General features: G+C 63.9%; 19 protein-coding genes and 1 pseudogene. 9 read left to right on the forward strand and 11 right to left on the reverse strand.

Features of this window, described 5'->3' with window-relative positions; translation table 11 throughout:
- Positions 1 to 500 precede the first annotated feature (500 nt).
- The 6 genes and pseudogenes from ACVOKO_RS16450 to ACVOKO_RS16475 form a co-directional block, all read right to left on the reverse strand.
- Positions 501 to 1577: an alpha/beta fold hydrolase gene (locus tag ACVOKO_RS16450; RefSeq protein WP_346499948.1), complete on the reverse strand. Its 1077-nt coding sequence runs from the start codon at positions 1575 to 1577 to the stop codon at positions 501 to 503.
- A gap of 397 nt (positions 1578 to 1974) precedes the next feature.
- Positions 1975 to 2187: pseudogene (locus ACVOKO_RS16455) on the reverse strand (hypothetical protein); the annotation flags it as partial.
- Positions 2188 to 2257: 70 nt separating this feature from the next.
- On the reverse strand, positions 2258 to 3565 hold the full coding sequence (locus tag ACVOKO_RS16460) for an ABC transporter permease (RefSeq protein ID WP_346499950.1): 1308 nt from the start codon (positions 3563 to 3565) through the stop codon (positions 2258 to 2260).
- A 10-nt stretch (positions 3566 to 3575) separates the two neighbouring features.
- Positions 3576 to 4736 (reverse strand): ABC transporter permease, encoded by a 1161-nt coding sequence (locus tag ACVOKO_RS16465; RefSeq protein WP_346499951.1) that lies wholly within the window; start codon positions 4734 to 4736, stop codon positions 3576 to 3578.
- 11 nt (positions 4737 to 4747) lie between these two features.
- Positions 4748 to 5434: an ABC transporter ATP-binding protein gene (locus ACVOKO_RS16470; RefSeq protein ID WP_057627997.1), complete on the reverse strand. Its 687-nt coding sequence runs from the start codon at positions 5432 to 5434 to the stop codon at positions 4748 to 4750.
- Positions 5435 to 6290: 856 nt separating this feature from the next.
- Complete coding sequence (locus ACVOKO_RS16475; RefSeq protein WP_346499952.1) at positions 6291 to 7541, reverse strand: efflux RND transporter periplasmic adaptor subunit; 1251 nt, start codon at positions 7539 to 7541, stop codon at positions 6291 to 6293.
- A 210-nt stretch (positions 7542 to 7751) separates the two neighbouring features.
- On the opposite strand from ACVOKO_RS16475, the gene ACVOKO_RS16480 reads away from it, so the two are divergent.
- From ACVOKO_RS16480 to ACVOKO_RS16495, 4 genes are read left to right on the forward strand one after another with little or no spacing between them, the layout of a single operon-like run.
- Entirely contained in the window at positions 7752 to 8672 is a 921-nt protein-coding gene (locus ACVOKO_RS16480) for an ABC transporter ATP-binding protein (protein WP_346499953.1), read from the forward strand.
- A complete protein-coding gene (locus ACVOKO_RS16485) occupies positions 8672 to 9451 on the forward strand; it encodes an ABC transporter permease (RefSeq protein WP_346499954.1) in 780 nt (259 codons plus the stop codon). The genes ACVOKO_RS16480 and ACVOKO_RS16485 overlap by 1 nt, the downstream gene beginning before the upstream one ends.
- Positions 9452 to 9486: 35 nt before the next feature.
- Positions 9487 to 10692 (forward strand): sensor histidine kinase, encoded by a 1206-nt coding sequence (locus ACVOKO_RS16490; RefSeq protein WP_346499955.1) that lies wholly within the window; start codon positions 9487 to 9489, stop codon positions 10690 to 10692.
- Positions 10689 to 11291, forward strand: a complete 603-nt coding sequence (locus ACVOKO_RS16495) for a response regulator transcription factor (RefSeq protein WP_346499956.1) — start codon at positions 10689 to 10691, stop codon at positions 11289 to 11291. The genes ACVOKO_RS16490 and ACVOKO_RS16495 overlap by 4 nt, the downstream gene beginning before the upstream one ends.
- Positions 11292 to 11336: 45 nt before the next feature.
- Here the strand turns inward: ACVOKO_RS16495 and ACVOKO_RS16500 are convergent, their stop codons facing one another.
- The 5 genes from ACVOKO_RS16500 to ACVOKO_RS16520 all read right to left on the reverse strand — a co-directional run bounded on the left by ACVOKO_RS16500 (position 11337) and on the right by ACVOKO_RS16520 (position 20736).
- Positions 11337 to 11876 (reverse strand): cytochrome b, encoded by a 540-nt coding sequence (locus tag ACVOKO_RS16500; protein WP_346499957.1) that lies wholly within the window; start codon positions 11874 to 11876, stop codon positions 11337 to 11339.
- Positions 11873 to 12982 carry a catalase family peroxidase gene (locus ACVOKO_RS16505; RefSeq protein ID WP_346499958.1) on the reverse strand — a complete coding sequence of 370 codons (1110 nt, stop codon included), beginning with the start codon at positions 12980 to 12982 and terminating at the stop codon, positions 11873 to 11875. Before ACVOKO_RS16505 ends, ACVOKO_RS16500 begins: the two co-directional genes overlap by 4 nt.
- 114 nt (positions 12983 to 13096) lie before the next feature.
- On the reverse strand, positions 13097 to 16216 hold the full coding sequence (locus tag ACVOKO_RS16510; protein WP_346499959.1) for an efflux RND transporter permease subunit: 3120 nt from the start codon (positions 16214 to 16216) through the stop codon (positions 13097 to 13099).
- A gap of 6 nt (positions 16217 to 16222) precedes the next feature.
- Positions 16223 to 19447 carry an efflux RND transporter permease subunit gene (locus ACVOKO_RS16515; RefSeq protein WP_346499960.1) on the reverse strand — a complete coding sequence of 1075 codons (3225 nt, stop codon included), beginning with the start codon at positions 19445 to 19447 and terminating at the stop codon, positions 16223 to 16225.
- 47 nt (positions 19448 to 19494) lie between these two features.
- On the reverse strand, positions 19495 to 20736 hold the full coding sequence (locus ACVOKO_RS16520; protein ID WP_346499961.1) for an efflux RND transporter periplasmic adaptor subunit: 1242 nt from the start codon (positions 20734 to 20736) through the stop codon (positions 19495 to 19497).
- 482 nt (positions 20737 to 21218) lie between these two features.
- On the opposite strand from ACVOKO_RS16520, the gene ACVOKO_RS16525 reads away from it, so the two are divergent.
- The 5 genes from ACVOKO_RS16525 to ACVOKO_RS16545 all read left to right on the forward strand — a co-directional run bounded on the left by ACVOKO_RS16525 (position 21219) and on the right by ACVOKO_RS16545 (position 25266).
- A complete protein-coding gene (locus tag ACVOKO_RS16525) occupies positions 21219 to 22538 on the forward strand; it encodes an amidohydrolase (RefSeq protein WP_346499962.1) in 1320 nt (439 codons plus the stop codon).
- A 44-nt stretch (positions 22539 to 22582) separates the two neighbouring features.
- The gene (locus ACVOKO_RS16530) at positions 22583 to 23446 is read left to right on the forward strand and encodes a DUF4261 domain-containing protein (RefSeq protein ID WP_346499963.1); all 864 of its coding nucleotides are present in this window, start codon (positions 22583 to 22585) and stop codon (positions 23444 to 23446) included.
- An 80-nt stretch (positions 23447 to 23526) separates the two neighbouring features.
- Entirely contained in the window at positions 23527 to 24336 is an 810-nt protein-coding gene (gene queF / locus ACVOKO_RS16535) for an NADPH-dependent 7-cyano-7-deazaguanine reductase QueF (RefSeq protein ID WP_346499964.1), read from the forward strand.
- A 99-nt stretch (positions 24337 to 24435) separates the two neighbouring features.
- Positions 24436 to 24738 (forward strand): LysM peptidoglycan-binding domain-containing protein, encoded by a 303-nt coding sequence (locus ACVOKO_RS16540; protein WP_057628025.1) that lies wholly within the window; start codon positions 24436 to 24438, stop codon positions 24736 to 24738.
- A gap of 48 nt (positions 24739 to 24786) precedes the next feature.
- Positions 24787 to 25266 (forward strand): hypothetical protein, encoded by a 480-nt coding sequence (locus ACVOKO_RS16545; protein WP_346499965.1) that lies wholly within the window; start codon positions 24787 to 24789, stop codon positions 25264 to 25266.
- Positions 25267 to 25477 lie beyond the last annotated feature (211 nt).

Raw genomic sequence — 25477 nt, forward strand, 5'->3', positions numbered from 1 at the left:
AACGTAGCCGCGCCGATGGTAGTGCAGCCTAAGCTGTGCGAGAGTAGGTCATCGTCAGGATTTAAACCAAAAACCCCGCTGCCAAAAGCAGCGGGGTTTTTCTTTGGGCGCAGCAGCGCCGCGCACACACTTGTGGGAGCGGCGTAAGCCGCGAAGCTCGTAGAAACAACGATGCCGAAAAGCTTGAACCAAGCCAGAAAGCTAAGCCAAGAGCTCCCCCTCATCCCAACCCTTCTCCCGCAGACGGGAGAAGGGCTAAAGCAACGGCAAAAATTGAAGCCAGAGCAGAAGCAAAAGCGACAGCAAAAGCGACAGCAAAAGCGACAGCAAAAGCCACAGCAAAAGCCACAGCAAAAGCCACAGCCACAGCCACAGCCACAGCCACAGCCACAGCCACAGCAAAAGCGCTACTCGGCAGACGCTACGGTTAACGCCTCTGCCGAGCATGGCTCGGCACTACGGATTGCGCTTTATTGCGCTTCAGGAGCGCTGGCGGAGGGTCAAAGACGGGCTGTCACGGTTGATGCACAGCTACCGTCATCTGCTGCCTGCGCGAACCATTGATTGACCGCGTTGGATAGGCGATCCAATCGCATCGGCAGGCTTAGATGGTCTTCCGCTGGAACTTCCAGATAGCGCGCGCGAGGGGCGGCAGCAGCTAGTGCACGGCCCTGCGCTACCGGGATATGTTGGTCATCGCGGCCGTGTATCAACAGCACGCAGGCAGGAACCTGTGCCAAGGCCTGACCGACGTCGATCCTGTCCAGGTCCAGACCGAGTTTGCGGTCGGTGGTGGCGATGGCTTCATCCAAGCCGCGACCGCCGTATTGCCAGCGTGCCAGCGGCAATGCGACATAATCGCTCCAACGTTCCGGTGGTTTGGCCAGCATATGCGGCACCATCGTGCGAATTGCCTGGCCGGCATTGTCGAACGATTCCATCGCAACCACGCTGCGCAGCTGCGGGCCCAACTCGCGTGCGGCAAATATGGCGGTCGCTGCGCCGTAGGAAACGCCGAGTAGATGTACGGGCCCGCTGATCTTGCCTTCGGCTTTCAAGGCCTTCAGTGCAGCGACTACGTCCTCGCCTTCGCGCGTGCCGTAGCCGGAAAGCCCGTGGCCGGAACGGCCATGGTTGCGCAGATCCAAGGCGATCGTGCGATAGCCTTGCTGTGCGAGCTCCAGCGACCAGGGCAGCAAGGAGCCGCCATCCATCATCCAGCCGTGCAGCAGAATTACCGTGCCGCGTGGCTGCTGTGTGTCTGTGGCCGTGGGTGCCGAAGCGTCCAGCGCGAACTCGGGGAAGCGCTCGCCCTTGCCCAGATAGCGATAGTCGAGCCGGTAATCACCCGGTTCGAAGGCCAGCCAATGCAGGGAGACGCCATCGCTGCCGGCAACACTGCCCTGTTGATGCGGCAGGCGCGTGAGCAGGGCATCGATGCGCTCGGTGGGGACCAGCGGTGATGTGCCGCCAGGTGCTGCCAATCGCTCGCTAAGCGACAGCGGTGGGACGTGAGCGGAGAGGGCAAAGCCGGCCAGCATCACGCAGACGCCAGCCAGCGCCAGCGAACGAAGCATGGCGGGAACCGGATTTGGGAAGTCGCCACGTTAGCTGCAAGGGCGCTGCGCATCTACCGCAAGGCGATGACAGTTGAATGACCGTTGTGTGGTGTTTGGGTTGCGGTGCGCGGTGCCGCCGGTCATGGCATGGACTGGCAGTGCAGTGTGACTGCTTGCGGGAGCGGCATGAGCCGCGAAGCAGACGACGCTATCCGTGACAGACGGTCGTGCAATCGCAGCGTCTCTAGCTTCCAACAGAGCGTTGTTCGCGTCCGATTGCATCATCGCTTCACTGCATAGAAGCGCGAGGAGCGTCCCTCATCCCAACCCCTCTCCCGGGCGGGAGAGGGGCTTCAAGCGCAGTGCTGCGGATCGGGGCTTGTGTCACCGGCATCCGGCGCTGTTGCTGCAACGATCAGAAGCGCTGCTGGTACTTCATGCACATGAAACGGCAGATGTCGGAGCCAGCGTAGTAGCCGATATTGCTGCTCGACTGACTGTAGATGAGCGGACCTTCATGCTCGAACACCTTGTTGATGCCGAACGAGTTGGTGCCGTTCCATGGAAGGACATGGCGCACCTGCATGTCGCGGACGGTGTTGGAGCCCAGCTTGCGGCTCGGCTGCATGAAGCTGAACTTCCGCCAGCCCATCTGCATGTGTGCAGATGGGCTGCTGCTGCGGCCGATATTGTGGGGATCAGGTTTCGCGCAATGCCGTGGTGATGGGCAAGCGTGCCGCGCGCAGTGCCGGGAACAGGCCGCCCACCAGGCCAATGCCCAGTGCCCATTTCAGGCCGCTCCACAGCAAGGGCGGCGATACCTTGAACTGGAACACCACCTGGCTGAAGTTGTTGCCCAAGGTGGATACGGTGAAGTTGTTGAATGCCAGCCAGGCGATCACGCCGCCCAGCAAGCCGCCCAGCAAGGCGAGCAACATGGTCTCCAGCATCACTGCCGTTACCACTGGCACGCCGCGAAAGCCGATTGCACGCAATGTGGCGATCTCCCGTGCGCGCGTGGCCACTGCGGCATACATGGTGTTGAGAGCGCCAAACACCGCGCCAACGGCCATGATCGCGCCAATCACCGTACCCAGCACCTTGAGCAGCTTGTTCAAGCCACCACCTTGCTTGCGGTAATAGTCGGCGGTGCTTTCCACGTCCAGCTTCAGCCGTTGGTCGTTGTCCACGGCCGCCTTGAACGCTTCAAAACCCTGCTTGCCATCGGTGCGCACACTGATCGACTGCCATGCACTGCGGTCGTAGGTGTTTGCGAGCGTCTGTGCATCGGTCCACAGCTCCGAATCATGTGCATCACCGGATTCGAAGATGCCGACCACCGTCCATGCCTGGTTGCCCAGCATCAGCGTCTTGCCGACGTCCAGGCCCTGGAACTGCTTCTGCGCACCACGCCCGGCGACGATCTCGCGCAGGCCCGCGCCGAACTTGCGGCCTTCGACCAGACGCACCTTGTCGTGCACGGCCCAGGCCTGTTCGCCAACACCGCGGAACTGCGCGTTTACATCGGTGCCGTCGCTACGTGAGGTGAGGTTGACCACCTGCGAGACTTCGGCCGAAACCAGCGGGCGCCCATCTGCGCCGCGCTTCACGCCAGGCAGGGTTTCGAGCAAGGGCACCTGATCGCGGGTGATCACCGAGTTGGTTTCGGCCTGCGAACCGCCGCGCAGAACAATGGCGGTGCTGTCATCGCCAGTGCTTTCCAGCGTTGCCTGGAAGCCCTGGCCCATTGCCAGCATCGCTACCAGCACGCCAACCACGCCCGCGATGCCAATCACGATCACCGATGAGGCGCCCCAGCGCTGTGGCAGGCTGGCCAGCCCGATGCGGGTGGCTGCCAGTGCCAGCCGCCCACTGCGGGTGAGCAGCAGCCACAAAGCGATTGCCACCGCCACGGCAAGGACGCCGAACCACGGCAGCGCGATCCATACGCCGAGGCCGATCGCCAACAATAGGATCACCAACGCATTCGATAAAAAGTTCTTCATGTCGTTCTCCTCAGCGCCCGGCCAATGCGTCGACGATCTTCAGGCGTTTGGCACGCAGTGCGGGCAGCACGCCCACCACCAAGCCGATCACCACGATCAGCAGCGCGCCCACGATCCAGGTCTGCGTTGGTACGTGCGGCGGCAGCAGGCCCATGGTCTGTGGCGCCATGACCGGCAGCGCCAAGGCGGCCAACCCAAGACCGATGGCGCCGCCAAGGCCGACCAGCACGATCGATTCCACCATCACCAGCATCAACATCGTGCCGTCCTTGAAGCCGAGCGTTTTCAGCGTTGCGAGCTCCGGCACGCGCTCACGCACGGCCTGGGCCATGGTGTTGCCGGTGAGCAGCAGCAAGGTGAAGAACACCGCGCCCATGATCGAGGTGACGATCATGCCGATGTCGGCGAACTGCTTGATGAACGCCTGCTGGAACGCCGATTCGGTCTGGCTCTTGGTCTCATGGTCGGAGTTGGCCGAGAGCGCATCGATGGCCTGGGCTACGCGCGAGGCGTGGTCGGGGTTGTCCAGCCGCACGGTGTACCAGCTGACCTGGTTTTTGATGTAGTCGTTGGATTCGTCGAAGTATTTCCAGTTCATCATCAACTGGCGTTCCTCGTTGGCGGCGGTTGCGGTGTTCTTCGACTTGAAGATACCCACCAGCTGCAATGGCCAATCATTGCTGCCACCGCGTGGGAAAATGGTGGCCTGCAGAGGAATGGTGTCGCCGATCTTCCAGCCGAACTGCTTGGCAAGTGACTCACCGACGACAGCGCCGGTGCGCGTGTTGCGGAAGGCATCAACCTGTTCCTTGGGGATCTCGAACTCGGTCATCAGGTCGAAGTAGTTCGGCGCGACCGAGAAATTCGGGAAGAAATTCTTCTGGTCCTGGTAGATGCCACCGAACCACATGGCGTAGGTGACATCGTCGACGCCTTCAACCTGGCGGATCTGCGATTCCAAGCGGATCGGCAGGGAGTCGGTGATGGACAAACGTGATGCAACGACCAGCCGGTTGGCGCCGGCCACGCTGTTGCCACCACTGTCGAAGGCCACACGCACCGAGTCGAGCATGCCGAACAACAGGAAGGCGGTGATGATGGACAGCAGGGTGAACAAAGTACGTATGCGGCTGCGGAACAGCTGCGCCCAGATCAATGAGAAGTACTTCATGGCCGTGCTCCTCAGTGCACCGGGGCGTCGACCAGCTCGCCCTTGTCCAGATGCACGGTATGGGTGGCGTACTCGGCCGCCTTGGGATCATGGGTAACCATGATGATGGTCTTGCCGTGTTCGCGGTTGAGCAGCTGCAGCAGGCCCAACACCTCTTCGGCGCTCTGCCGGTCCAGATCGCCGGTGGGCTCGTCGCAGATCAGGAAGGTGGGGTCGGAGACGATAGCGCGGGCGATGGCAACGCGCTGCTGCTGGCCACCGGACAGCTCATTGGGGCGATGGTCGCGACGATCAGCCAGACCAACCAAAGTCAGTGCGATCTGTGCACGGCGTTTGCGCTCGCTGGCATTGAGGTTGGTCAGCAGCAGCGGCAGTTCGACGTTCTTCTGCGCGGTAAGCATCGGCATCAGGTTGTAGAACTGGAACACGAAGCCGACATGATGGCTGCGCCATGTGGACAGCTGGCCGGCGCTGAGCTGGTCGATGCGCTGGTCTTCGATGTTGATCTCGCCGCCGCTGGGCGTGTCCAGGCCGCCGATCAGGTTGAGCAGGGTGGTCTTGCCGGAACCGGACGGGCCCATCAGCGCGACGAAGTCACCGCGCTCGATATCCAGATTGATGCCGTGCAGGACCTGCACTTTTTCCGGGCCACGCTGGTAGGTCTTGGTGATGTTGCGCAGAGAGACGAGGGTGCTCATGGATGATCCTCAGCAGTGACGCGGTGATGTTTGATGTTCGATGTTGAAAATCTGATATTGGACGTCGAGATTGGTTGCTTTGCTTTGCTTTGCTTTGTTTATGTTTCCCTCCCTTTGCCGAAGGCAAGGGGAGGGCTAGGGAGGGGGGCTTTCGCTTTGGCTTGGTTGTGGCTTTGGCTTGGCTTTGGCTTGTGGCTGTGGTTCCGGCTCCGGCTCTGGCTTAGCTCTGGCTCCAGCTTTTGCTTTTGTCGTTGCTGTTGCTTTCCCCTCTCCCGCCTGCGGGAGAGGGGTAGGGGTGAGGGCAGCTTCTGCTCCTGCCTTTTGCGTCTTCAGTGTCTTTGCTTCAGGCGGACTGCAGCAACGAAAGCAAGAACAACAGCAACAGCTTTCACTCCCCTACGGGGAGCGAGTCACTTTTCTTTGCTTGTGCAAAGAAGAAGTAACCAAAAGAAACACACCCTGCCTCCGCGCCCACGATGCTCCGCATCGCGGGTCCACTGCGCTGCCGGGATTTTTCGACGAGACATCCCTGTCTCGTCGAAAAACGACGCACATCCATGTGCGCCGCCCCGTTGGGGTCTGTGCCGTCAGCTTCGTCGCTGCGGAAGGGGTCCGGTAAGGCAAGGGCTAAAGCCAAGAAAAAGCCAAAGCTGCCCTCATCCCAACCCTTCTCCCGCACGCGGGAGAAGGGCTAAAGCAAAAGCAACCGCCAAAGCAACCGCAAAAGCAACCGCCAAAGCAACCGCAAAAGCAACGGCAATAGCAGCAGCTAAAGCAACAACTAAAGCAAAAGCGACAGCGCTACTTCAGTGAATCAGGTGATACGCAGCAAACGGCAAATATCACAAGCCCTGGGTTATTTCTTCGCACCTTCCAGTGCCACCTTGTCACCATCCTTCAATTCAGCTGCTGGACTGAGCACGACGGTTTGCCCGGCTCTCAATCCCGACAGTACCTGCTTGTCCTTGGCCAAAACCTGGCCTACTTCCAGCGGCTGCTGCTTCACCTTGTCGTCGGCCTGCAGCACGAAGGCCACCGGCTTGCCGTCGCGCTCGACAATCGCGGCGACGGGGACGCGCACACCCTTCGGTGCTTCGGTACCCGCTGCAACGGCCTTCTCCAGGAAGCTGACGCGCACGCCCATTTCCGGCACGATGCGCGGGTCCTTGGCTTCCAGTGCCACGCGTACCTTCACCGTGGCCTTGCCGCGGTCAGCAGTGGGAATGATGGCAATCACGTGGCCTGGGATCTTCCAGTCCGGGTAGGCGTTGAGCACGATCTCAACCGGCATCTGCGGTTGCACGCGGCCAATGAAGGCTTCGCCTACTTCAACCTCTACTTCCAGCGATTCCATATCGACGATGGTGCCGATGCCGGTGCGGGTGAAGCCGCCGCCTGCCGACAAGGGCGACACGATTTCACCTGGCTGCGCGGCCTTGGCCGTCACCACGCCGGAGAACGGTGCGCGCACTACATTGTTGTCCACGCCCAGGTCGGCGATGGCCAATGCGTCCTGCGCGACCTTGGCGTTGTGGCCCGCGGTGGCCAGCTGTGCGCGCAGGCTGTCGCGGGCGGCGACGGCCTGATCGTACTGCGAGCGCGAGACCAGCTGCTGGCCTACCAGCGACTGCAGGCGTCCCGCTTCAGCCTCGGCTTGGCGCAGCTGCGCCTGCAGTCCTATGGTCTGGCTGCGAGCGGCGTCCAGCTGAGCGGCGTTGAGGCTGCGCTGGGCGTTGGCATCAATGGGGTCGAGCGTTGCCATTACCTGGCCCTCTTCGACACGCATGCCTTCCTCGATCATCACCTCGCGGACTTTGCCGGTGATCTTCGCCGACACGGTTGCCATGCGCCTGGCCACTACATAGCCACTGGCATCAAGCACCGAGCTGTTGGCAGCGCCGGCCTGGTCCATGGCCACCACCGGTGCGGTCTGCACGGTAACCGGTGGTTTGCCTCCCAACATGGCGCCGATACCAAGCGCCAGCAGCAGGGCCAGTACCAGTCCGATCACGATCCACAGCCAGCGCCGTGATGGCGTAGGCCCACGCGTAGGCGGGGCGGAGCGGTCGATGCGGAGTTCCTTCAGCAGTTCAGCAGATGCATTCATGGGTAGCAGGACGGCGTAGGAGAGAGAATGTGACCGCAACTTACCGCAATCCGCCGTGGTCGGCAGCGAAGAGCCGCAATGGACGAATCATAGGGAGCGTCCGCCCGGCCCGCAGGTGACGGCTGTCATGTGCTTTGCCTGATCGCCTGCACTGCGTGAGCCGGTATAAGCGGCCTAACGTGGCGCCATCCCCGGAAGGAAGCGACGGCAATGGAACGATACGGCGAAGTACTGGCAAGCCTGCAGGGCGTGCATAAGCATTACGGCGCGGTGCGAGCATTGGACGGCGTCAATCTGGAACTGAAGGCCGGGCAGGTGCTGGCCTTGCTCGGCCCCAATGGCGCGGGCAAGACCACCGCCATCGGCTTGTTGCTTGGGCTGCTGCGTGCCGATGCCGGGCAGGTGCAGCTGTTCGGACAGGATCCGCAGCAGTTGGGTGCGCGCCGTGGCATCGGCGTGATGCTGCAGAGCGCGGCGTTGCCGGAAACCTTGAGCGTGGCCGAACTGATACGGCTCTCAGCCAGCTATTACCCGGCCCCGCGCAGCCTGTTGGAAACCGCCGCACTGGCGGGCATCGAGGATCTGTTGAAGCGCCGCTACGGCAAGCTGTCCGGCGGCCAACAGCGGCGGGTGCAGTTCGCGCTGGCCGTGTGCGGGCGGCCCCGCCTGCTGTTTCTGGATGAGCCCACCGTTGGCTTGGATCTGCCGGCCCGGCAGCAGTTGTGGGCGACGGTGCGGGCGTTGGTTGCTGAAGGGACGGCGGTGGTGTTGACCACCCATTATCTGGAGGAGGCCGAACGGCTGGCGGATCGTGTCTGCGTGATGCTGCGTGGCCGCATCGTCAGTGACGGCAGCGTGGATGCACTGCGTGCGCGGGTTGTCCATCGCCGCATTCGCTGCGTCAGCGCGTTGGATGCGGCAATGGTGGCCTCCTGGCCGGGAGTAGTGCAGATCAGCCGGGACGGCGATTACCTGCAGTTGCGCAGCGACCGTATCGAAAGCGTGGTGCGGCATCTGCTGCAGGCAGACCCGGCGCTGTCCGGGCTGGAGGTGCAGCCTGCCGGGCTGGACGAAGCCTTCACCGACCTGACCACTGCGGATGCTGCGCAGATCCAACGCGAGGCGGCCTGATGAACACCGCATACGAAAACATCCTGCCGCCGATGCCGTCGCGCCGATTGCTGGTCGCTTACCTGCAGGAAATGCGCGCCGAATGCCTGCGCTACCTGCGCTATCCGGGCTTCGTGGTGCCGACCCTGCTGTTCCCGGCCGTCTTCTATCTGCTTTTCGCGGTGCTGCTGGGTCACACGCAGCACGCCGATGCCGCCCGCTTCCTGCTGGGCAGCTACGTCACCTTCGGGGTGATGGCGCCAGGGCTGTTCGGCTTCGGCATTGCGCTGGCATTGGAGCGCGACAACGGCCTGCTCACCCTCAAGCGTGCCATGCCGATGCCGCCATTGGCCTATCTGCTCGGCAAGATGGTGATGGCCATGGTCACCGCGCTGGCCATCGTGGTGATCCTGCAGCTGCTGGCTACCACCGTGGCCGGTGTGCAGCTCAATGCTTCGCAGATGTTGCGGCTGACTGCGGTGGCAAGCTTGGGCACCTTGCCGTTCGGCGCGCTTGGCTTGCTGCTGGGCACGTTGGCCAAAGGCAATGGCGCCGCTGCGGTGATCAACCTGGTCTACCTGCCGATGGCCGTGCTGTCGGGGCTGTGGTTCCCGCTGAAGGTGCTGCCGCCGCTGCTGCGTGACCTGGCGGTGATCTGGCCCAGCCATCACCTGAACATGCTGGCGCAGGGCGCGCTGGACTTCCCGGTGGGTAGCGCCTGGCCGCATGTGCTGTGGTTGCTCGCATTCACCGTGGTGATCACTGCAGTGGCTGGCTGGCGCCTGCGCCGCCATGGCTGATGGCATCATTGCCGCATTGCACAGGATGAACGCCGATGGCATTGCAGCGCCCTGACTGGTTGAAGCCAGCACCGGATTCGGTCGTAGCCGACAACATCAAGCTCGGTAAATGGCCGTGGGTGGATGCCGTGCATCTGCTGTGGACGGTATGGGTGTTCATCACGCCGATGTTTGGTGCGGGCTACACCCTGCGTTGGGCGCTGATCACGTTGTGGTCGTTCCCGCTGTTCATCATTTTTTATGTGCTGACACTGACAAGCGCGCGCCGGCATGCGCCGATCTTTGCATTGGCGATGATCGTCCTGTCGATGGCGTTGCTGCCCATCTATCCATCGGGCATGAACTACTTCGTGTTTGGCTGCGTGATGCTGCGGACAAACCGGTGCATCAGCACACGCCAATACATGTTCGAGCTGGCGTTGTTGAATCTGGCATTCCTGTCGTTGGCCTGGTGGATTGGTTATCCGTGGCAGATGATTGTGTGGATCCCGGCGCTGGCGATCATCATCGGCCTGATCGTCAATGTGGAACGCTCAAGCAGCGAGAAGGATGCCGCGTTGCGGCTTTCGCACGAAGAAGTGCGGCGCTTGGCGGCCACCACGGAGCGCGAACGCATTGGCCGTGATCTGCATGACCTGCTTGGGCATACCTTGTCGCTGATCACCTTGAAAATGGAGTTGTCGCGCAAACTGTTCGAGCGCGATCCGCAGCGCTCGCAGCGCGAGCTGGCCGAAGCCGAACAGATCGCGCGTGATGCACTTGCCCAGGTGCGCAGCGCGGTTACCGGTTTCCGCGCTGCCGACCTGGCTGCTGAGTTGGCCTCCGCCCATCTACTGCTGGAGTCCTCGCGCGTGCATCTGCGCTATTCGCCGCCGCCGGCAATGCCGGCGTGGATCGAAGCTGGCTTGTCGATGGTGCTGCGCGAGGCCGCCACCAATATCGCCCGCCATGCACAGGCCAACGAAGCACTGATCACCATCAGCGTATCGCCGGAGGCGGTGCTGATGGAGGTTGTTGACGATGGTCGCGGTGGCGTATCAGCCAACGGCAATGGATTGGCGGGCATGCGCGAGCGGGTGTTGGCATTGGCCGGTGAGCTGCAGATCGAATCGCCAAAGGGGCAGGGCACGCGCTTGAAAGTGCGTATTCCGGTGCAGGCCCAACGCATGCAATCGACGCCGGCCATGGGCGCAACGCAGGGCGGGGCAACAGACTTGCCGGCGCAGGAGGCACGCGCATGATCCGCATCCTGCTGGCAGAAGACCAGGCCATGGTGCGTGGTGCACTGTCGGCGCTGCTCAACCTGGAATCGGACATCGAAGTGATTGGAACCGCTGCCGATGGCGAAGTCGCCTGGCGTGAACTGCAACGGCTGAAGCCGGACGTGCTGGTCACGGATATTGAAATGCCACTGCTCACCGGGCTGGAACTGGCGCAACGCGTGCAACGTCATCAGCTGCCAATCAAGGTGGTGATTGTTACTACGTTCGCCCGCAGCGGCTTCCTTCGCCGGGCGCTGGACGCTGGCGTGCAGGGCTATCTGTTGAAAGATGCGCCAGCTGAAAAACTAGCCGATGCGTTGCGGCAGGTACATCGGGGTGGCCGTGCGATTGATCCGCAACTGGCGGTGGAAGCGTGGTCCGAAGCCGATCCACTCAATGACCGCGAGCGGCAGGTATTGCGCCTGGCCGGCGAGGGCCGCTCTGCCAATGAAATCGCCGAGCAGCTGGGGTTGTCGCATGGCACCGTGCGCAACTACCTGTCCGAATGCATCGGCAAGCTGGGCGTGGCCAACCGGATTGAGGCGTATCGCGTAGCGCGACAGAAAGGCTGGTTGTAGGTTTTGAGCCCAAGCCACTGCCGAGCATGGCTCGGCACTACCGGGTCAGCGGGGTTCGCCGCGCGCCATTGCCTGGAACACGCCATCGCGGCGTACCCAGGCATGGAACAGAGCTGCGCCGACATGCGCCAACACCGTGGCGAACAGCAGGTAGGCCAGCAGGCTATGCGCGCCACGCAGCAGTGCGTACAGCGATGGCGTATGCGGCACGATGGCCGGCAGTTGTACGCCGCCCCACAACACGATGGGATAGCCACCGGCGGACAACATCGCCCAGCCGATCAGCGGCATCGCCAGCATCAATGCGTACAGCAGCCAATGCGAGGCCGTGGCGGCCCAGGCCTGCCATGCCGGAAGATCGGCAGGCAGCGGCGGTGGCCGGTGGCGCAGGCGGTTGTACAGGCGTAGCAGGGCCAGCACCAGGATCAGGATGCCGAGCGGACGGTGCAGGTTGATCAGGCCGGGGCGCAGGTGCACCGAGGCGACCATGGTGACGCCGATGAACAGCATCGCCAGGATCAGCAAGGCCATGCTCCAGTGCAGCACGCGGGCCAGCAGATTGAAGTGTCCAGAGTGGCTGTTCATGGCTGCACCTGCGCGTTGTCGCGTTCCGCCGCACCGGTGGCGCGCTCGCGTTCGCGGCGATTGAAGGACTGCGAGTACACCGCCGAGCGTGCTGCCAGGATCGGGTCGTCACTGCCTGCAATACCTTCGGGCAGGATCAGCGGGTCGAAGTTGAGGTCATTGCAGCTGCCTTGTTCCTGCGGCTGCGTCTGATCGATGTTGAGCACGCCGGCCACGATCTGTTCGCGCTCGGCTGGCCACGGCACGGAGGCGTCGTTGATCGCATCCTGTGGGGCGGCCAGGGTGACCAGCAGATTCCAGCGCACGGGGCCCTGCGCCAGTCGCTGTTGCAGATCCTGGCTGAGGAAGTCCACCCCGGCCTGCTCGCGGCGGGCGGCATCCAGTTCGTGGGCGGCTGCTTGTGGCTGCCAGCGCCAGCGCACCGCACGCCGTTGCCCCTGCGCATTGATGAACCAGAAGCTGTTGACGCTGTTGAACTCGGTGCTGGCCCAGCTGTCGGTCCACGGGGCGGTCTTGGCCCATTGCTGGAAGGCACGAACGCTTGGGTACTTTTCCTGGAGCGCGGCCAGTTTGCTCGGGTCGGGCTTGCCGGTGGCCGGGTCTGGAATCTGTGCGCGGGTTTGTTCGTAGAAGGCTTCGGGCGTGGCGACGGCGAGGAACGGGAAGCTGTTCATCGCCATGCGCCATTGCTGGCCGTCATCGCTGCTCAGCTGCAAGGCGATGCTGCGTACGCGCGCGCTGTTGTCGGCGCCATGCGGGTTGCCGCCACCTATCGACAGCCGACCCAGTACCGGAACACGCGGCTGTGCGAATACCCGCGCCTGTGAGAGCTGCGCTGCCGGCGCGCTGGGCTCGAACCAACCGCTGACGCACACGCCTTTGCTGTGCGCGCGGCGGAAGCCCGGGTGGTTCGCGCCGGTGGCCTCGATGGCATTGGTGAGGCCCTGCGCAGTGAGCCGATCACGGCCTATCCAACCTGCCAACCAGGCAAAGCCCAGTGCAATGGCACCGAGAATCAGGGCTATCAGCGCGATCCAAGGGAGCGGGGAGTGCGGCTGGCCGCCGCGTGCTTGCCCGCCGTGGCGGGTGAATTTGAATAGAGGCATTGCGGTACCAGTCGTGACTGACGGGAGCGTGGTGCCGCTATACGGTGGCAGAAGTGGCAGCGCAGGGCCAGCTTTACTCCCTCCCTTGCGCGCAAGCGCAGGGGAGGGGTGGGATTACGCGCGTGCCAGCTTGCGCAGGCGCTTGCGTTCCTTGCTGCGGGCGCGCCAGTTGCGCCAGTGCTGCTGCAGGCAGGAGAAGATCACGTACAGCGCCGGCGTGCTTAGCAAGGTCAGGCTCTGCGAGATCAACAGGCCGCCGATCATCGCGATGCCCAGTGGCCGGCGCAGCTCCGAACCTTCACCAAGGCCAATCGCCAACGGCAGCGCCGCCAGGATGGCAACCATCGTGGTCATCATGATCGGGCGGAAACGCACGATGCTGGCTTCGCGTACTGCTTCGGTTGGTGACTTGCCGTGCACGCGCTGCGCGACCAGGGCGAAGTCGATCATCATGATCGCGTTCTTCTTGACGATGCCGATCAGCAATACAAGGGCGATCATCGAGATGATCGACAGATCGGTATTGGTGATCCACAAGGCCAGCAGCGCGCCCATGCCTGCGGCCGGCAACGTGGACAGAATGGTCACCGGATGCACCAGGCTCTCGTAGAGCATGCCGAGCACGATGTAGACCGTGGCGATGGCGGCGATGATCAACATCAACATCGCCACCGGATCCATCGCCTGGCGGAAGCCGCCGGGTGCGGCCTGGCGGATGTCACCGGGCATGCGCAGGCCGTCGATCACTGACTTGACGATGGCATCACCCTCGCCACTGCTCACACCCGGTGCCAGGTTGTAGCTCAGGTCCATCACCGTGTACTGGTTCTGGTGGGTCACCTGCGACGGTGCCAGCCCCGGTTCCTGATGGGCCAGCGCGGTGAGCGGAATCATCTGCCCGCTCTTGGATGGCACGTACAGGTCTTCGATCGCGGCCGGGCTGCCGGTCTGGCTGGGCAGCGCATTGACCACCACGCCGTACTGGTTGAGGTCGGCATAGATGGTGGAGATCTGGCGCTGGCCGAAGGCGCCATACAACGCGCCGTCGATGGCGCCGATGGTCACGCCCAGGCGCGAGGCTTTCTCGCGGTCGATGACGATCTTCTGCATCAGCCCGCCCTTGTCCACGTCCGAGCCGACATCACGCAGTTGCGGATGCTGCTTCAGCGCGGCCACCACCTTGGGCAGCCATTCGGCCAGCTGCTCGGCATCATTGCCCTGCAGGGTCACGCGGTTCTGCGCGCCCTGCGAGCCGCCGCCACCGCCGTCGGAGGGCAGGTCCTGGATGGCCCGCAGGCGGACGTCCAGGTCCGGGAACTGCGCGGCCTTGGCGCTGAGCCGGCTCACCACCACGTTGGTGGGTTCGCGCCGGCCTTCTTTCCCGGTAAGCAGCTCGATGTTGAACTGGGCACTGCTGCCCTGGCGGCTGGAACCCAGTCGCGAGCCCACCATCTTCACCGCCGGGTCGGCCAGGAACATGTCGCTGAGCCGGCGTTGGCGTTCGCTCATTTCCTGGAACGAGACCGTTGCGCTGGAACTGGCGCGGCCCCAGATCAGGCCGGTGTCCTGTTCGGGGAACTGACCCTTGCTGACCGAACCGGCCAGGTAGAAGGTAGCCACGATCAACAGCAACGGCGTCAACGACAACAGCAAGGCGTGGCGCAGCGAGAAATCCAGCGCCACCGTATAGACCTTGAGCATGCCCTCGTGCATGCCATCGAGCATGCGGTTGAGGCGGGTATCGCGCGCACCTTCGGCATGCGGGTGCAGGAAGCGTGCACACAAGGCCGGGGTCAGGGTCAGCGAGACCACCGCCGAAACCAGGATCGCCGCGACCAGAGTGAGGGTGAACTCACGGAAGAACGCACCGATCATGCCCTGGGCGAAGATGATCGGCAGGAACACCGCAATCAGCGAGGCGGTGATCGAGACGATGGTGAAGCCGATCTCGCGTGCGCCCGCCATTGCCGCTTCACGCCGCGGCATGCCCTCATCTAGATGGCGCATGACGTTCTCGATCACCACGATGGCATCGTCGACGACGAAGCCAATGGCGATCACCAGGGCGAGCAGGGTCAGGTTGTTGAGAGTGAAGCCGAGCGTGTACATGACCAGCGCGGCACCGGCCAATGACAAGGGCACGGTCACCGCGGCGATCAACGTCGGCGCCAGCCGGCGCAGGAACAGCGCCATGGTCAGGATCACCATCAACAGGCTGATCATCAAGGTGATCTGCACTTCGGCCAGCGAGGCGCGGATGGTCGGGGTGCGGTCGAAGTACGGCGTCAGCGTGCTGCCCGCATCCAGATAGCCGGTTAGCGACGGAATCGCCGCCTTGACCCGGTCGACGGTGGCAACCAGATTGTCGCCACTGCGCAGGTACACATACATCAGCACGCCGCGCTTGCCGTTGAACCAGGCCGCTTGGTACGCGTCCTGCTGGCCGTCGTAGACCGTGGCCACATCCTTGAGCCGCACCACCGCACCGTCGTGGGTGGAGATGGCGACGTTGGCGAAATCCGACGCCTTGCGGATCTGGTCGTTGAGGATGATCGCGGTCTGGCTGGTGCCATCACTGAGGAAGCCCAGCGGCGAGGCCACGTTGGCTGCGCGCATTGCATTGCGCAGGTCGTCCGGGCTCAAGCCCAGTGCGGTCATCGCACGCAGATTGAGGTCCACCCGCACCGCTGGCGTGGAAGCGCCGGCGATATCCACCTGCGACACGCCGGGCAGCTGCCGCAGCCGCTGCGCCAGCAGCGAATCGGCGGTGTTGTACAGCTCGGCTACCGATTGCGTGTCCGAGGTCAGTGCCAGCGCGATCACCGGATCGTCGTTGGGGTTGGCCTTCTGGTAGGTAGGCGTGTTGATGCCCGCCGGCAGATCGGCCATGGCCGCATTGATCGCGGCCTGCACGTCCTGCGCGGCGGAATCGATATTGCGGCTGGTGTTGAACATCAAAAACACCATGCTACGGCCATCGCTGCTGCTCGAACGCATGGTGTCGATGCCCGGCACCTGGCCCAGATGCCGCTCCAGTGGTGCGGTCACCGTGGCCGCCATGGTGTTGGCGTCGGCACCGGTGTTGGAGGCCTGCACGAAGATCACCGGGATCGACAGGTTGGGCAGGGCCGCAACGCCCAGCCGCAGGTAGCAGACCAGGCCAGCGAAGAACAGGCCGATGGCCAGCAGGGTGATGCCGATCGGGCGGCTGATGAAAGGCGCGGAGATGTTCATCCGCGCTTACCGTGCCGCCTGCAGGCGCGCAGCGGCGCGTTGTTCACGGCGCTTGGCGGCCCACTCGGACAGGCGTTCGAAGTACAGGTAGATCACCGGCGTGGTGTACAGCGTGACCAGCTGCGACAGCAGCAGACCGCCGACGATGGCGACACCCAGCGGACGCCGCAGTTCCGAGCCGATGCCGGTGCCCAATGCCAACGGCAGCGCGCCGAGCATGGCTGCGGCGGTGGTCATCATGATCGGGCGGAAACGCAGCAGACAGGCACGGCGGATGGCGTCATGCGCGTTGGCACCGGCGCGCTGCGCGTCCAGCGCGAAGTCGATCATCATGATCGCGTTTTTCTTGACGATGCCGATCAGCAGCACGATGCCGACGATGCCGTCCACCGACAAGCTCATGCCGCACAGGTACAACGCCAGCAGTGCGCCCACGCCGGCCGGCGGCAGGGTGGAGATGATGGTCAGCGGATGGATCCAGCTTTCGTACAGCACGCCGAGCACGATGTAGATCACTGCGATGGCGGCCAGCAGCAACAGGATCACATCGGTCTGGCTGCTGGAGAACTCGGCGGCGGTACCGACGAACTGCGCCTGCATCTGCTGCGGCAGTTCCAGCTCGGCCACCGCCTTGTTGATCGCATCCACGCCTTCGGACAGGGAATAACCCGGTGCCAGGTTGAACGAGATGGTCGCCGACGGCAGTTGTTGCTGATGGCTGACGATCAGTGGCGCGGTGCCGGCTTTTGCGGTGGCGATGGCGGACAACGGAATGCTGCCGCCAGCACCAATCGCGATGCCGGTATTGCTGTTGCCGATGCCGGTGGCGGTGGACGAGTTGCTCGATGTCACCTGGCCCAGCGTGGTCGCATTGCTGCCGCTGAGCGTGCCGCTGCCGTTGCTGCCGATGGCCAGCTGGTTCATCAGCGCATCGCTGTTGCGGAACTCCGGCGCTACTTCCAGCACCACGCGGTACTGGTTGAGCTGGGTGAAGATGGTCGAGATCTGGCGTTGGCCATAGGCGTCGTAGAGCGTGTCGTCGATGGTCTGCATCGGCACGCCGTAGCGGCTGGCCTTGTCGCGGTCCACTTCCACATGCAGCGCGCGGCCGTGGTTGGCCAGGTTGTTGTCGACGTCGGCAAGCTCGGGCAGGCGCCGCAGTGCGTCGGTGACGCGCTCGGTCTGCGTGGCCAGCTCGGTGCTGTCCATGTCCGACAGCGAGAACTGGTAGGCGGTAGCGGCCACGCGCGTATCCAGCGTCACGTCCTGCACCGGCTTCAGATACAACGCAACGCCGGGAACATGTGCGGCAGCAGCCTGCAGGCGCGGCAGGATCACGTCCAGCCCATCACGATCACCACGGTCCTTGAGCACGATGCTCAGCTGGCCCTGGTTGAGCGTTGGATTCATGCTGCCCGCACCGATGTAAGCGGCAACGCCGGTGACGGCTTCATCGCTCTGCAACGCGGCGGCAACGGCCTGGGTGCGCTGCTGCATCTGCTCGAAGGCGACATTCTGGTCCGCAATCACCACGCCGGTGACCATGCCGGTATCCTGGTCGGGCAGCAGGCCCTTGGGGATCACCATGTACAGCAACACGGTCAGCGCGACCGAGGCCAGCGCGATCGTCAGCGTCAGCGGCTGGTGGCGCAGCACCCAGTCCAGGGTGCGCTCGTAGACGCCGACCAGACGCGACCACGCGGTGACCTTGCCGTGTGCGGCTGCACGCTCGTGCGCGTCGTCGCCTTCGGGCAGCGCGTCGGGTTTGAGCAGGTAGGCGCACATCATCGGCGTCAGCGTCAGCGAGATCAGCATCGAGATCGATACCGCGATCGTCAGCACCCAGGCGAACTCATGGAACAGGCGGCCGGTAACGCCCGGCATCAGGATCAGCGGCAGGAATACCGCGATCAGCGACACCGTCAGCGACAACACGGTAAAGCCAATCTCGCGCGAACCGATTTCCGCCGCTTCCGGGCCGTCCTTGCCCTTCTCGATATAGCGCACGATGTTTTCGATCATCACGATCGCATCGTCGACCACGAAGCCAGTGGCCACGGTCAGCGCCATCAGCGACAGGTTGTCCAGCGACATGCCGGCAAAGGCCATCACCCCGAACGTGCCGAGCAGCGACAGCGGCACCGCCACCGACGGGATCACCGTCGCCCAAAGCCGCCGCAGGAATACGAAGATCACCGCCACCACCAGACAGATGGTGAGGATCAGGGTGAACTGCACGTCATGCACCGAGGCGCGGATGGTGACGGTGCGGTCGGAGAACACATCCAGGGTTACGTCGGCCGGCAGCATGCCCTGCAGGTTGGGCAGGATCTGGCGGATGTTCTCCACCGTCTTGACGATATTGGCACCGGGTTGGCGGCGCACTTCCAACAGCACTGCCGGTTTGCCATCGGCCCAGGCGGCGAGCTGGTCGTTCTCGACGCCATCAACCACCTTGGCGACATCACGCAGCCGCACCGGCGCACCGTTCTGGTAGCGGACGATGATGTCGTTGTAATCGGCCGCGTCGCTGAGCTGGTCGTTGGTGGACAGCGTATAGCTCTGCGTCTTGCCGTTGAGCGAACCCTTGGGCGCATTGACGTTGGCCTGGGTGAGCGCGCTGCGCAGGTCTTCCAGGGTCATGCCCATGTTGGCCAGCTGCGCCGGATTGACCTGGATGCGCACCGCAGGCCGCACGTTGCCGGCAATGGAAACCAGGCCGACGCCGTCGGTCTGCGACAGGCGCTGGGCCAGGATGGAATCGGCCAGATCGTTGACCTCACGCAGCGGGCGCGTGTCCGAGGCCAGCTTCAGGGTCAGGATCGGCGCATCGGCCGGATTCACCCGGTTGTAGACCGGCTGGTAAGGCAGCGAGCTGGGCAGGGTGGCCTGACGGATCGCCGCCTGCACGTCCTGCGCGGCGGTATCCAGGTCGCGTTCCATCGAGAACTGCAGCACGATGCTGGACAGGCCTGCCGACGAATCGGAAGTCATCATGTCCAGCCCGGAAATCTGCCCCAGCTGCCGCTCCAGCGGCGTGGTCACCAGCGAGGCCATGGTCTGCGCGCTGGCACCCGGGTACTGGGTGGTCACCACCAGACTGGGCGCTTCGATCTCGGGCAAAGCCGCAACCGGCAGGCGCTGGTAACCGAGGATGCCCAGCAGCATCAACCCGATCATCAACAGGGAGGTGGCGATCGGGCGCCGGATGAAAATAGTCGAAAAGCCCACGGTCGGTTCCTGGTGCGGGGGAGGGGAGGCGGGTGCCGGCCGGCGCGTCAGCGCGGCGGGCCACCCCGTCCACCACGGTTGCCCTTCTGGCTGGCCGCCTTGAGCTGTTCTTCAGTCGGTGCCGGCGGTGCCTGGCCCGGTGCCAGTGCATTGACCTTGCTGCCTTCCTTCAAGCGGAACTGGCCTTCGGTGACGACCTTGTCGCCGGCCTGCAGGCCCTTGCTGATCACCACGTGGCTGTCGTCGACCTGGCCGCCCTGCACCACATCGCGCAGGGTGACGGTGTTGTCGGGCTTGATCAGATAGACGAAATCGCTGGTGCTGCTGCGCTGCACCGCTTCGGCCGGCACCACCACCGCGCCGGGCAGCACGTTGAGCTTCATCTGCACGTTGACGAACTGGCCCGGCCACAGCGCATCGTTGGCATTGGGGAACTGCGCGCGCAGGCGGAAGGTGCCGCTGCTGCTGCTGATCTGGTTGTCCACCACCTGCAGCACACCGTCGGCATTGACCACGCTGCCGCCGCTGCGGTCCAGGGTGGCGGTCTGCAAGGGCGCCACGGTCTGTGCGCTGCGCACCGCATCGAGCTGCTGCTCGGGCAGGTTGAACAGCACGTAGACCGGCTGCAGCTGGGTGATGGTGACGATCGCGCTGCCGGCGCTGACCACATTGCCCGGATCGACCGCGCGGATGCCGGCGATGCCGTTGATCGGCGAAGTGATGCGGGTGTAGTCCAATTGAACCTTGGCCTGTGCGGCCGAGGCCTGCGAGGCGGCCACGGCGGCCTGGTACTGGGTCACCTGGTTGCGCAGCGTGGTCAGGTCGGTCTGCGCCACGAACTGGCGGTACTCCGGTGAGTTGGAGCGCGCGTAGTTGGACTGCGCGGTGGCCAGCAGGGCCTCGTTCTGGCGCTTGCTGGCGACGGCCTGGTCGTACTGGGCCTGGAAGGTGCGTGGGTCGATCTGTGCCAGCAGCTCGCCCTTCTTGACCGCCTGGCCTTCGCGGAAGTTGACGCTCAACAGCTCACCACCGACCTGCGGGCTGACGGTGACGGTATTGAATGCGCTCACCGTACCCTGCGCGGTCAGGTAGACCGGCACATCCTTCTTCTCGGCGGTCACCGCAGTGACTGGCACTGGATCCTTGTCCTGGTTGCCCTTGCCGCCCTGGCCCATGCTGGCTGCCGTACCGCCGGCCTTCTGCTTGCCGCCCCCCATTACCCGATAGCCGATACCGGCCACCAGCAGCACTGCAATGACCAGCAGTACGATCTTCCAGAAACGCGACATGCGGAAACTCCTGAGGAACCGATAAGGGGAGGCAATCAAGCCGCAGAGGATACCCCCGCGCATGTGCGCGTGGAGGCATGACCGATGGGCCACGCATACAGACCCGTGCAGGTGATGAACGTTCCATCGCCGCATCGGTTGACCTGGAGTTGTAGTGCCGAGCCATGCTCGGCAGGGACACTACCGGTATCGCATCAACCTGCGCGAACGTTGTAGGAGCGGCGTCAGCCGCGAAGCTGGCACAATCAGAACCGTAGTTGGCTTGTGATCTGACGGACCTTGAGCTTCGCGGCTGACGCCGCTCCTACATCCTGATGGGTCGTGCTGATGCGCCAGGGGAAGGCCCCTTGCCGAGCATGGCTCGGCACTACGGCGGATCACCATTCCGCTCTACCTACATCGTGTCGGTTCCCCGCCAGCGGCCGCTTGGCCCATGATGGGCCTACATTCACCCTGTCCCCCGTCTGGAAGGAGAGCTGTCGATGGCCCGTAAGACCGTGTTGCTGTCCGCTTTGCTGTGCGCCCTGGCCCCATTGGCGCAGGCCCAGGATGCCGCGCAACGGCCGGAGGTGGCCGCCGCGGCCAATCGCCTGCAGCAGCAGGTGGTGGATTGGCGGCGCGATTTCCACACCCATCCGGAACTCTCCAATCGCGAGGAACGCACCGCTGCCAAGGTTGCCGAGCGCTTGCGCGCGATGGGCCTGAGCCCGAAGACCGGGGTGGCCGTGCACGGCGTGGTCGCCATCATCAAGGGCGGCCTGCCAGGCCCGAAGATCGCCCTGCGCGCCGATATGGACGCGTTGCCGGTCACCGAGCAGACCGGTCTTCCGTTCGCCTCCAAGGCCACGGCCGAGTATCGCGGCGAGCAGGTCGGGGTGATGCATGCCTGCGGCCATGATGCGCACACCGCCACCCTGCTCGGCGTGGCCGACGCGCTGGTGGCCATGCGCGACAAGTTGCCGGGCGAAGTGATGCTGATCTTCCAGCCGGCCGAGGAAGGCGCGCCGCCGCCAGAACAAGGCGGCGCCGACCTGATGCTGAAGGAAGGCCTGTTCAAGGACTTCAAGCCGGAAGCGGTATTCGGCCTGCATGTGTTTTCCAGCGTGCAGGCAGGGCAGATCGCGGTGCGCGGTGGCCCGCTGATGGCGGCCTCCGACCGCTTCGGCATCACCGTCAACGGCCGCCAGACCCACGGCTCGGCACCCTGGAACGGGGTTGACCCGATCGTCGCCGCGTCCGATCTGATCGGCACCGCACAGACCATCGTCAGCCGCCGCGTCAATCTGTCCAAGCAACCGGCGGTGGTTACCTTCGGCGCGATCAAGGGCGGCATCCGCTACAACATCATTCCCGATTCGGTGGAAATGGTCGGCACCATCCGCACCTTCGATCCGGACATGCGCAAGCAGATCTTCGCCGACCTGCGCAATGTCGCCGAACACACCGCCGCCGCGCATGGCGCCACCGCCGTCACCGACATCTATGAGAAAGACGGCAACCCGGCCACGGTCAACGACCCGGCATTGACCGCGCGCATGCTGCCCAGCCTGCAGGCGGTGGTGGGCAAGGACAAGGTGTACGAGCCGCCGCTGCAGATGGGTTCGGAGGATTTTTCCTTGTATGCCCAGCAGGTGCCGTCGATGTTCTTCTTTGTCGGCTCGACCGGTGCCGGCATCGACCCGGCCACCGCGCCCAGCAACCACTCGCCCAAGTTCCTGTTGGATGAGAAGGCACTGGACGTGGGCCTGCGCGCGCTGTTGCAGGTCTCGCTGGACTATCTGCACGGTGACAAGGCGGGTTGAGTCCGGGTAGTGTCGGGGCTTACCTACAAGGAAGAAGGCGTCCCATGACAGCCAGCCTCGCCATGCTGCTGCAGTCGCAGCTCGACCCCAGGCTCACCGCCGAGACCCTACTCGCACAGATGCGCAGCGATTGGCCAGAGCTGGACCAATCGCTGCTGCGGCTGGGCGAAGTGCCGTCCGAGGGCGACGCCGGCGAGGGTGCCGAGGCGGACGATTCACCGATGCTGTGCCTGGAATATGGCGAGCATCTGATCGCGCTGATGCCCATCCCGGTGCAGATCGGCGATGACATCGCGCAGATCTGCGCACACAGCCGGCTGTGGCCCAACGCCACGCCGGCGCCGGTGGATTACGCCGCGCACACCATCGTCACCGTGATGCGGTTCGGCGATGACGGGCAGGAGCCCAACCTGGTCGCACAGGCTGCGCTGCTCAGCCAGGTAGTGGCCTCGGCCATTGCCGTGTCCGACAACAGCGTGGCGGTGTACTTCGGCAGCGCCAACCACGTGGTGCTGCCGGGCCTGTTCCGCGAACTGACCCAGGCCACCTTGCCCGAGCCGATGTCCATTGCCTGGGTGGCGATCAATGTCGGCCAGAACCCGCAGGGCGTGATGACCGGCCATACCCGCGGCATGGATATGCTGGGGCTGATGGACATCGAGATCCCCGCGACCGCGGATGCAGCCGAAGGCGTGTTCAGCCGGCTCACCGGCATCGTTGATTACCTGATCGAAAACGGCATGGTCATCAGCGATGGCGACACCCTGGGTGCGACCGACGCGGAGCGCATCCGCGTGGTCTACGGCCCTTCGGCGCTGGACCCGGAGCGGCAGGTGATGCGGCTGCAGAGCGAAGAAATAGCCCCGGCCAAATCGGGCAAGTCGTGGTGGGCACGGCTGCTGAACTGAATCCGCGGGCGGCGCAGGCTGGCCATCGAAAAACGCATCGGTATATCCGACGCTCAAGATGGCGCAATTACACTACGCCGATGAACACTCCCGAAAACTCCAGCCTCGGCCGCGAGGTCGACTATCCCCGTCACTATGACGCCAGTCTGTTGTTTCCGATCCCGCGCGCGGCCGCCCGCGCCGAGATCGGTCTGGGCGGCGAACTCCCGTTCGTCGGCGAGGACCGCTGGCATATCTATGAGCTGGGCTGGCTGGATGCGCGCGGCAAGCCCTGCGTGGACACCGCTACCCTGTATGTGCCGGCGACCTCGCCGAACCTGATCGAATCCAAGTCGCTCAAGCTGTACCTGAATTCGCTCAACGGGGCGCGTTTCAACCGCGCCGAGGCCGTGCGTGAGCGCATCGCCACCGATCTGTCGGCCTGTGCCGGCGCCGATGTACGGGTCGAGTTCGGCCTGCCACCGGTCGCCCAGGCGGCTGGCGAGAACATTGACCACCTGGATGTCGCCATCGACAGCTATGGGCCGCCCAATGCCGCCCTGCTGCTGGCCGACAGCCGCGCCGTGGCCAGCGAGACCCTGGTTTCGGCACTGCTCAAGTCCAATTGCCCGGTCACCGGCCAGCCGGACTGGGCCAGCGTCAGCATCCGCTACCAGGGCCCGCGTATCGACCGCGAAGGTCTGCTGCGTTATCTGGTCAGCTACCGCGACCATGCCGAGTTCCACGAACAATGCGTGGAGCGGATCTTCCTGGAGCTGAGCCAGCGCTGCCAGCCCATCGCACTGGAAGTGGAAGCCCGCTACACCCGCCGTGGTGGTCTGGACATCAATCCGCGCCGGGCCAGCCCGGGTTTGGCCGCCAGCGCTCCGATCCGCGACCTGCGTCAATAAACATTCAGCTGCGTACGCTGGTTTTTACGTTGGCGCGATGAAACCTTAACAGGCGTCGTGCAATCGTTGTTTCCAGTCAGTCACGGAGGAGCAGCCTGGATGAGCAGTACCGATAAGAAAGCCGATTTTTCCGGCGTCACCGGCACCGTCACCAGCACCGAGCAGGTGGTGGAGAAGGCAGATTTCTCCGGCGTCACGTCGACGGTGACCAGCACCGAAGAGATTGTCGGCGAGCAGCAGTACACGGTGCAGAGTGGTGACAACCTCTCCAAGATCGCCAAGAACCTGCTTGGCGACGGCAATGCGTGGAAGCGCATCTTCGATGCCAACCGTGATGTCCTCGATGACCCGGACAAGATCCGCCCCGGTCAGACGCTGAAAATTCCGGCGCGCCAGGGCTGATCCCTGCGCCGCCCGTTGCACACCTTCAAACCAGATTCGGAGCAATCCATGAAGAAGACTTCGCTTAGCAGTGCCCTGATGATCGCTGTGGTCGGTGCCGTGGCACTGGTTGGTTGCAAGAAGAAAGAAGAAGCCGCGCCGGCCCCGCCGCCAGCTGCAAGCGCCCCGGCGCCGATGGTTGAGTCGGCACCTGCCGCGCCGGTGCTTTCGGTCACCGCAGTGACGGTTGGCAATGCTGCAGCGGCTGACATGTCGGTGGCGCCGGTGGCCGTACTGGCCGCCAAGGACAAGATCATTGTTTCGGTCAAGACCAGCGGTACCGCCAGCAATGTGCCGGTGGCTGCCAAGTTGACCTATCAGGATGGGCAGGTGGCCGGTGAGCAGAACGCCACCCTCAATGCCACCGATACCGGCACCACCAACATCGAATTCGCCAACAGCAAGCCGTGGCCGGCTGGCAAGTACACCGCCGACGTCACCGTCGATGGCAAGGCTGCCGGCATGCCGCAGCAGTTCGAGGTGAAGTGAGCAAGGCGTTAGCCGGCGCAACTCTCTCCCGTCGGTGATACGCATGGGCGCAGCCGCCAGGCTGCGCCCTTTTTTTTGCAGGTTTTTCATCCGGGCATTCGCGTCGCGAGGAATCCGGTGCCAGACGCAAAGCAGCGGATTTTTCCTGTAGGAGCGGCGTAAGCCGCGAAGCAGGTACACCAGCAGATGACCGGGTTTGAGAACGCCAGCT

This window comes from Stenotrophomonas sp. STEN240 (assembly GCF_056756175.1).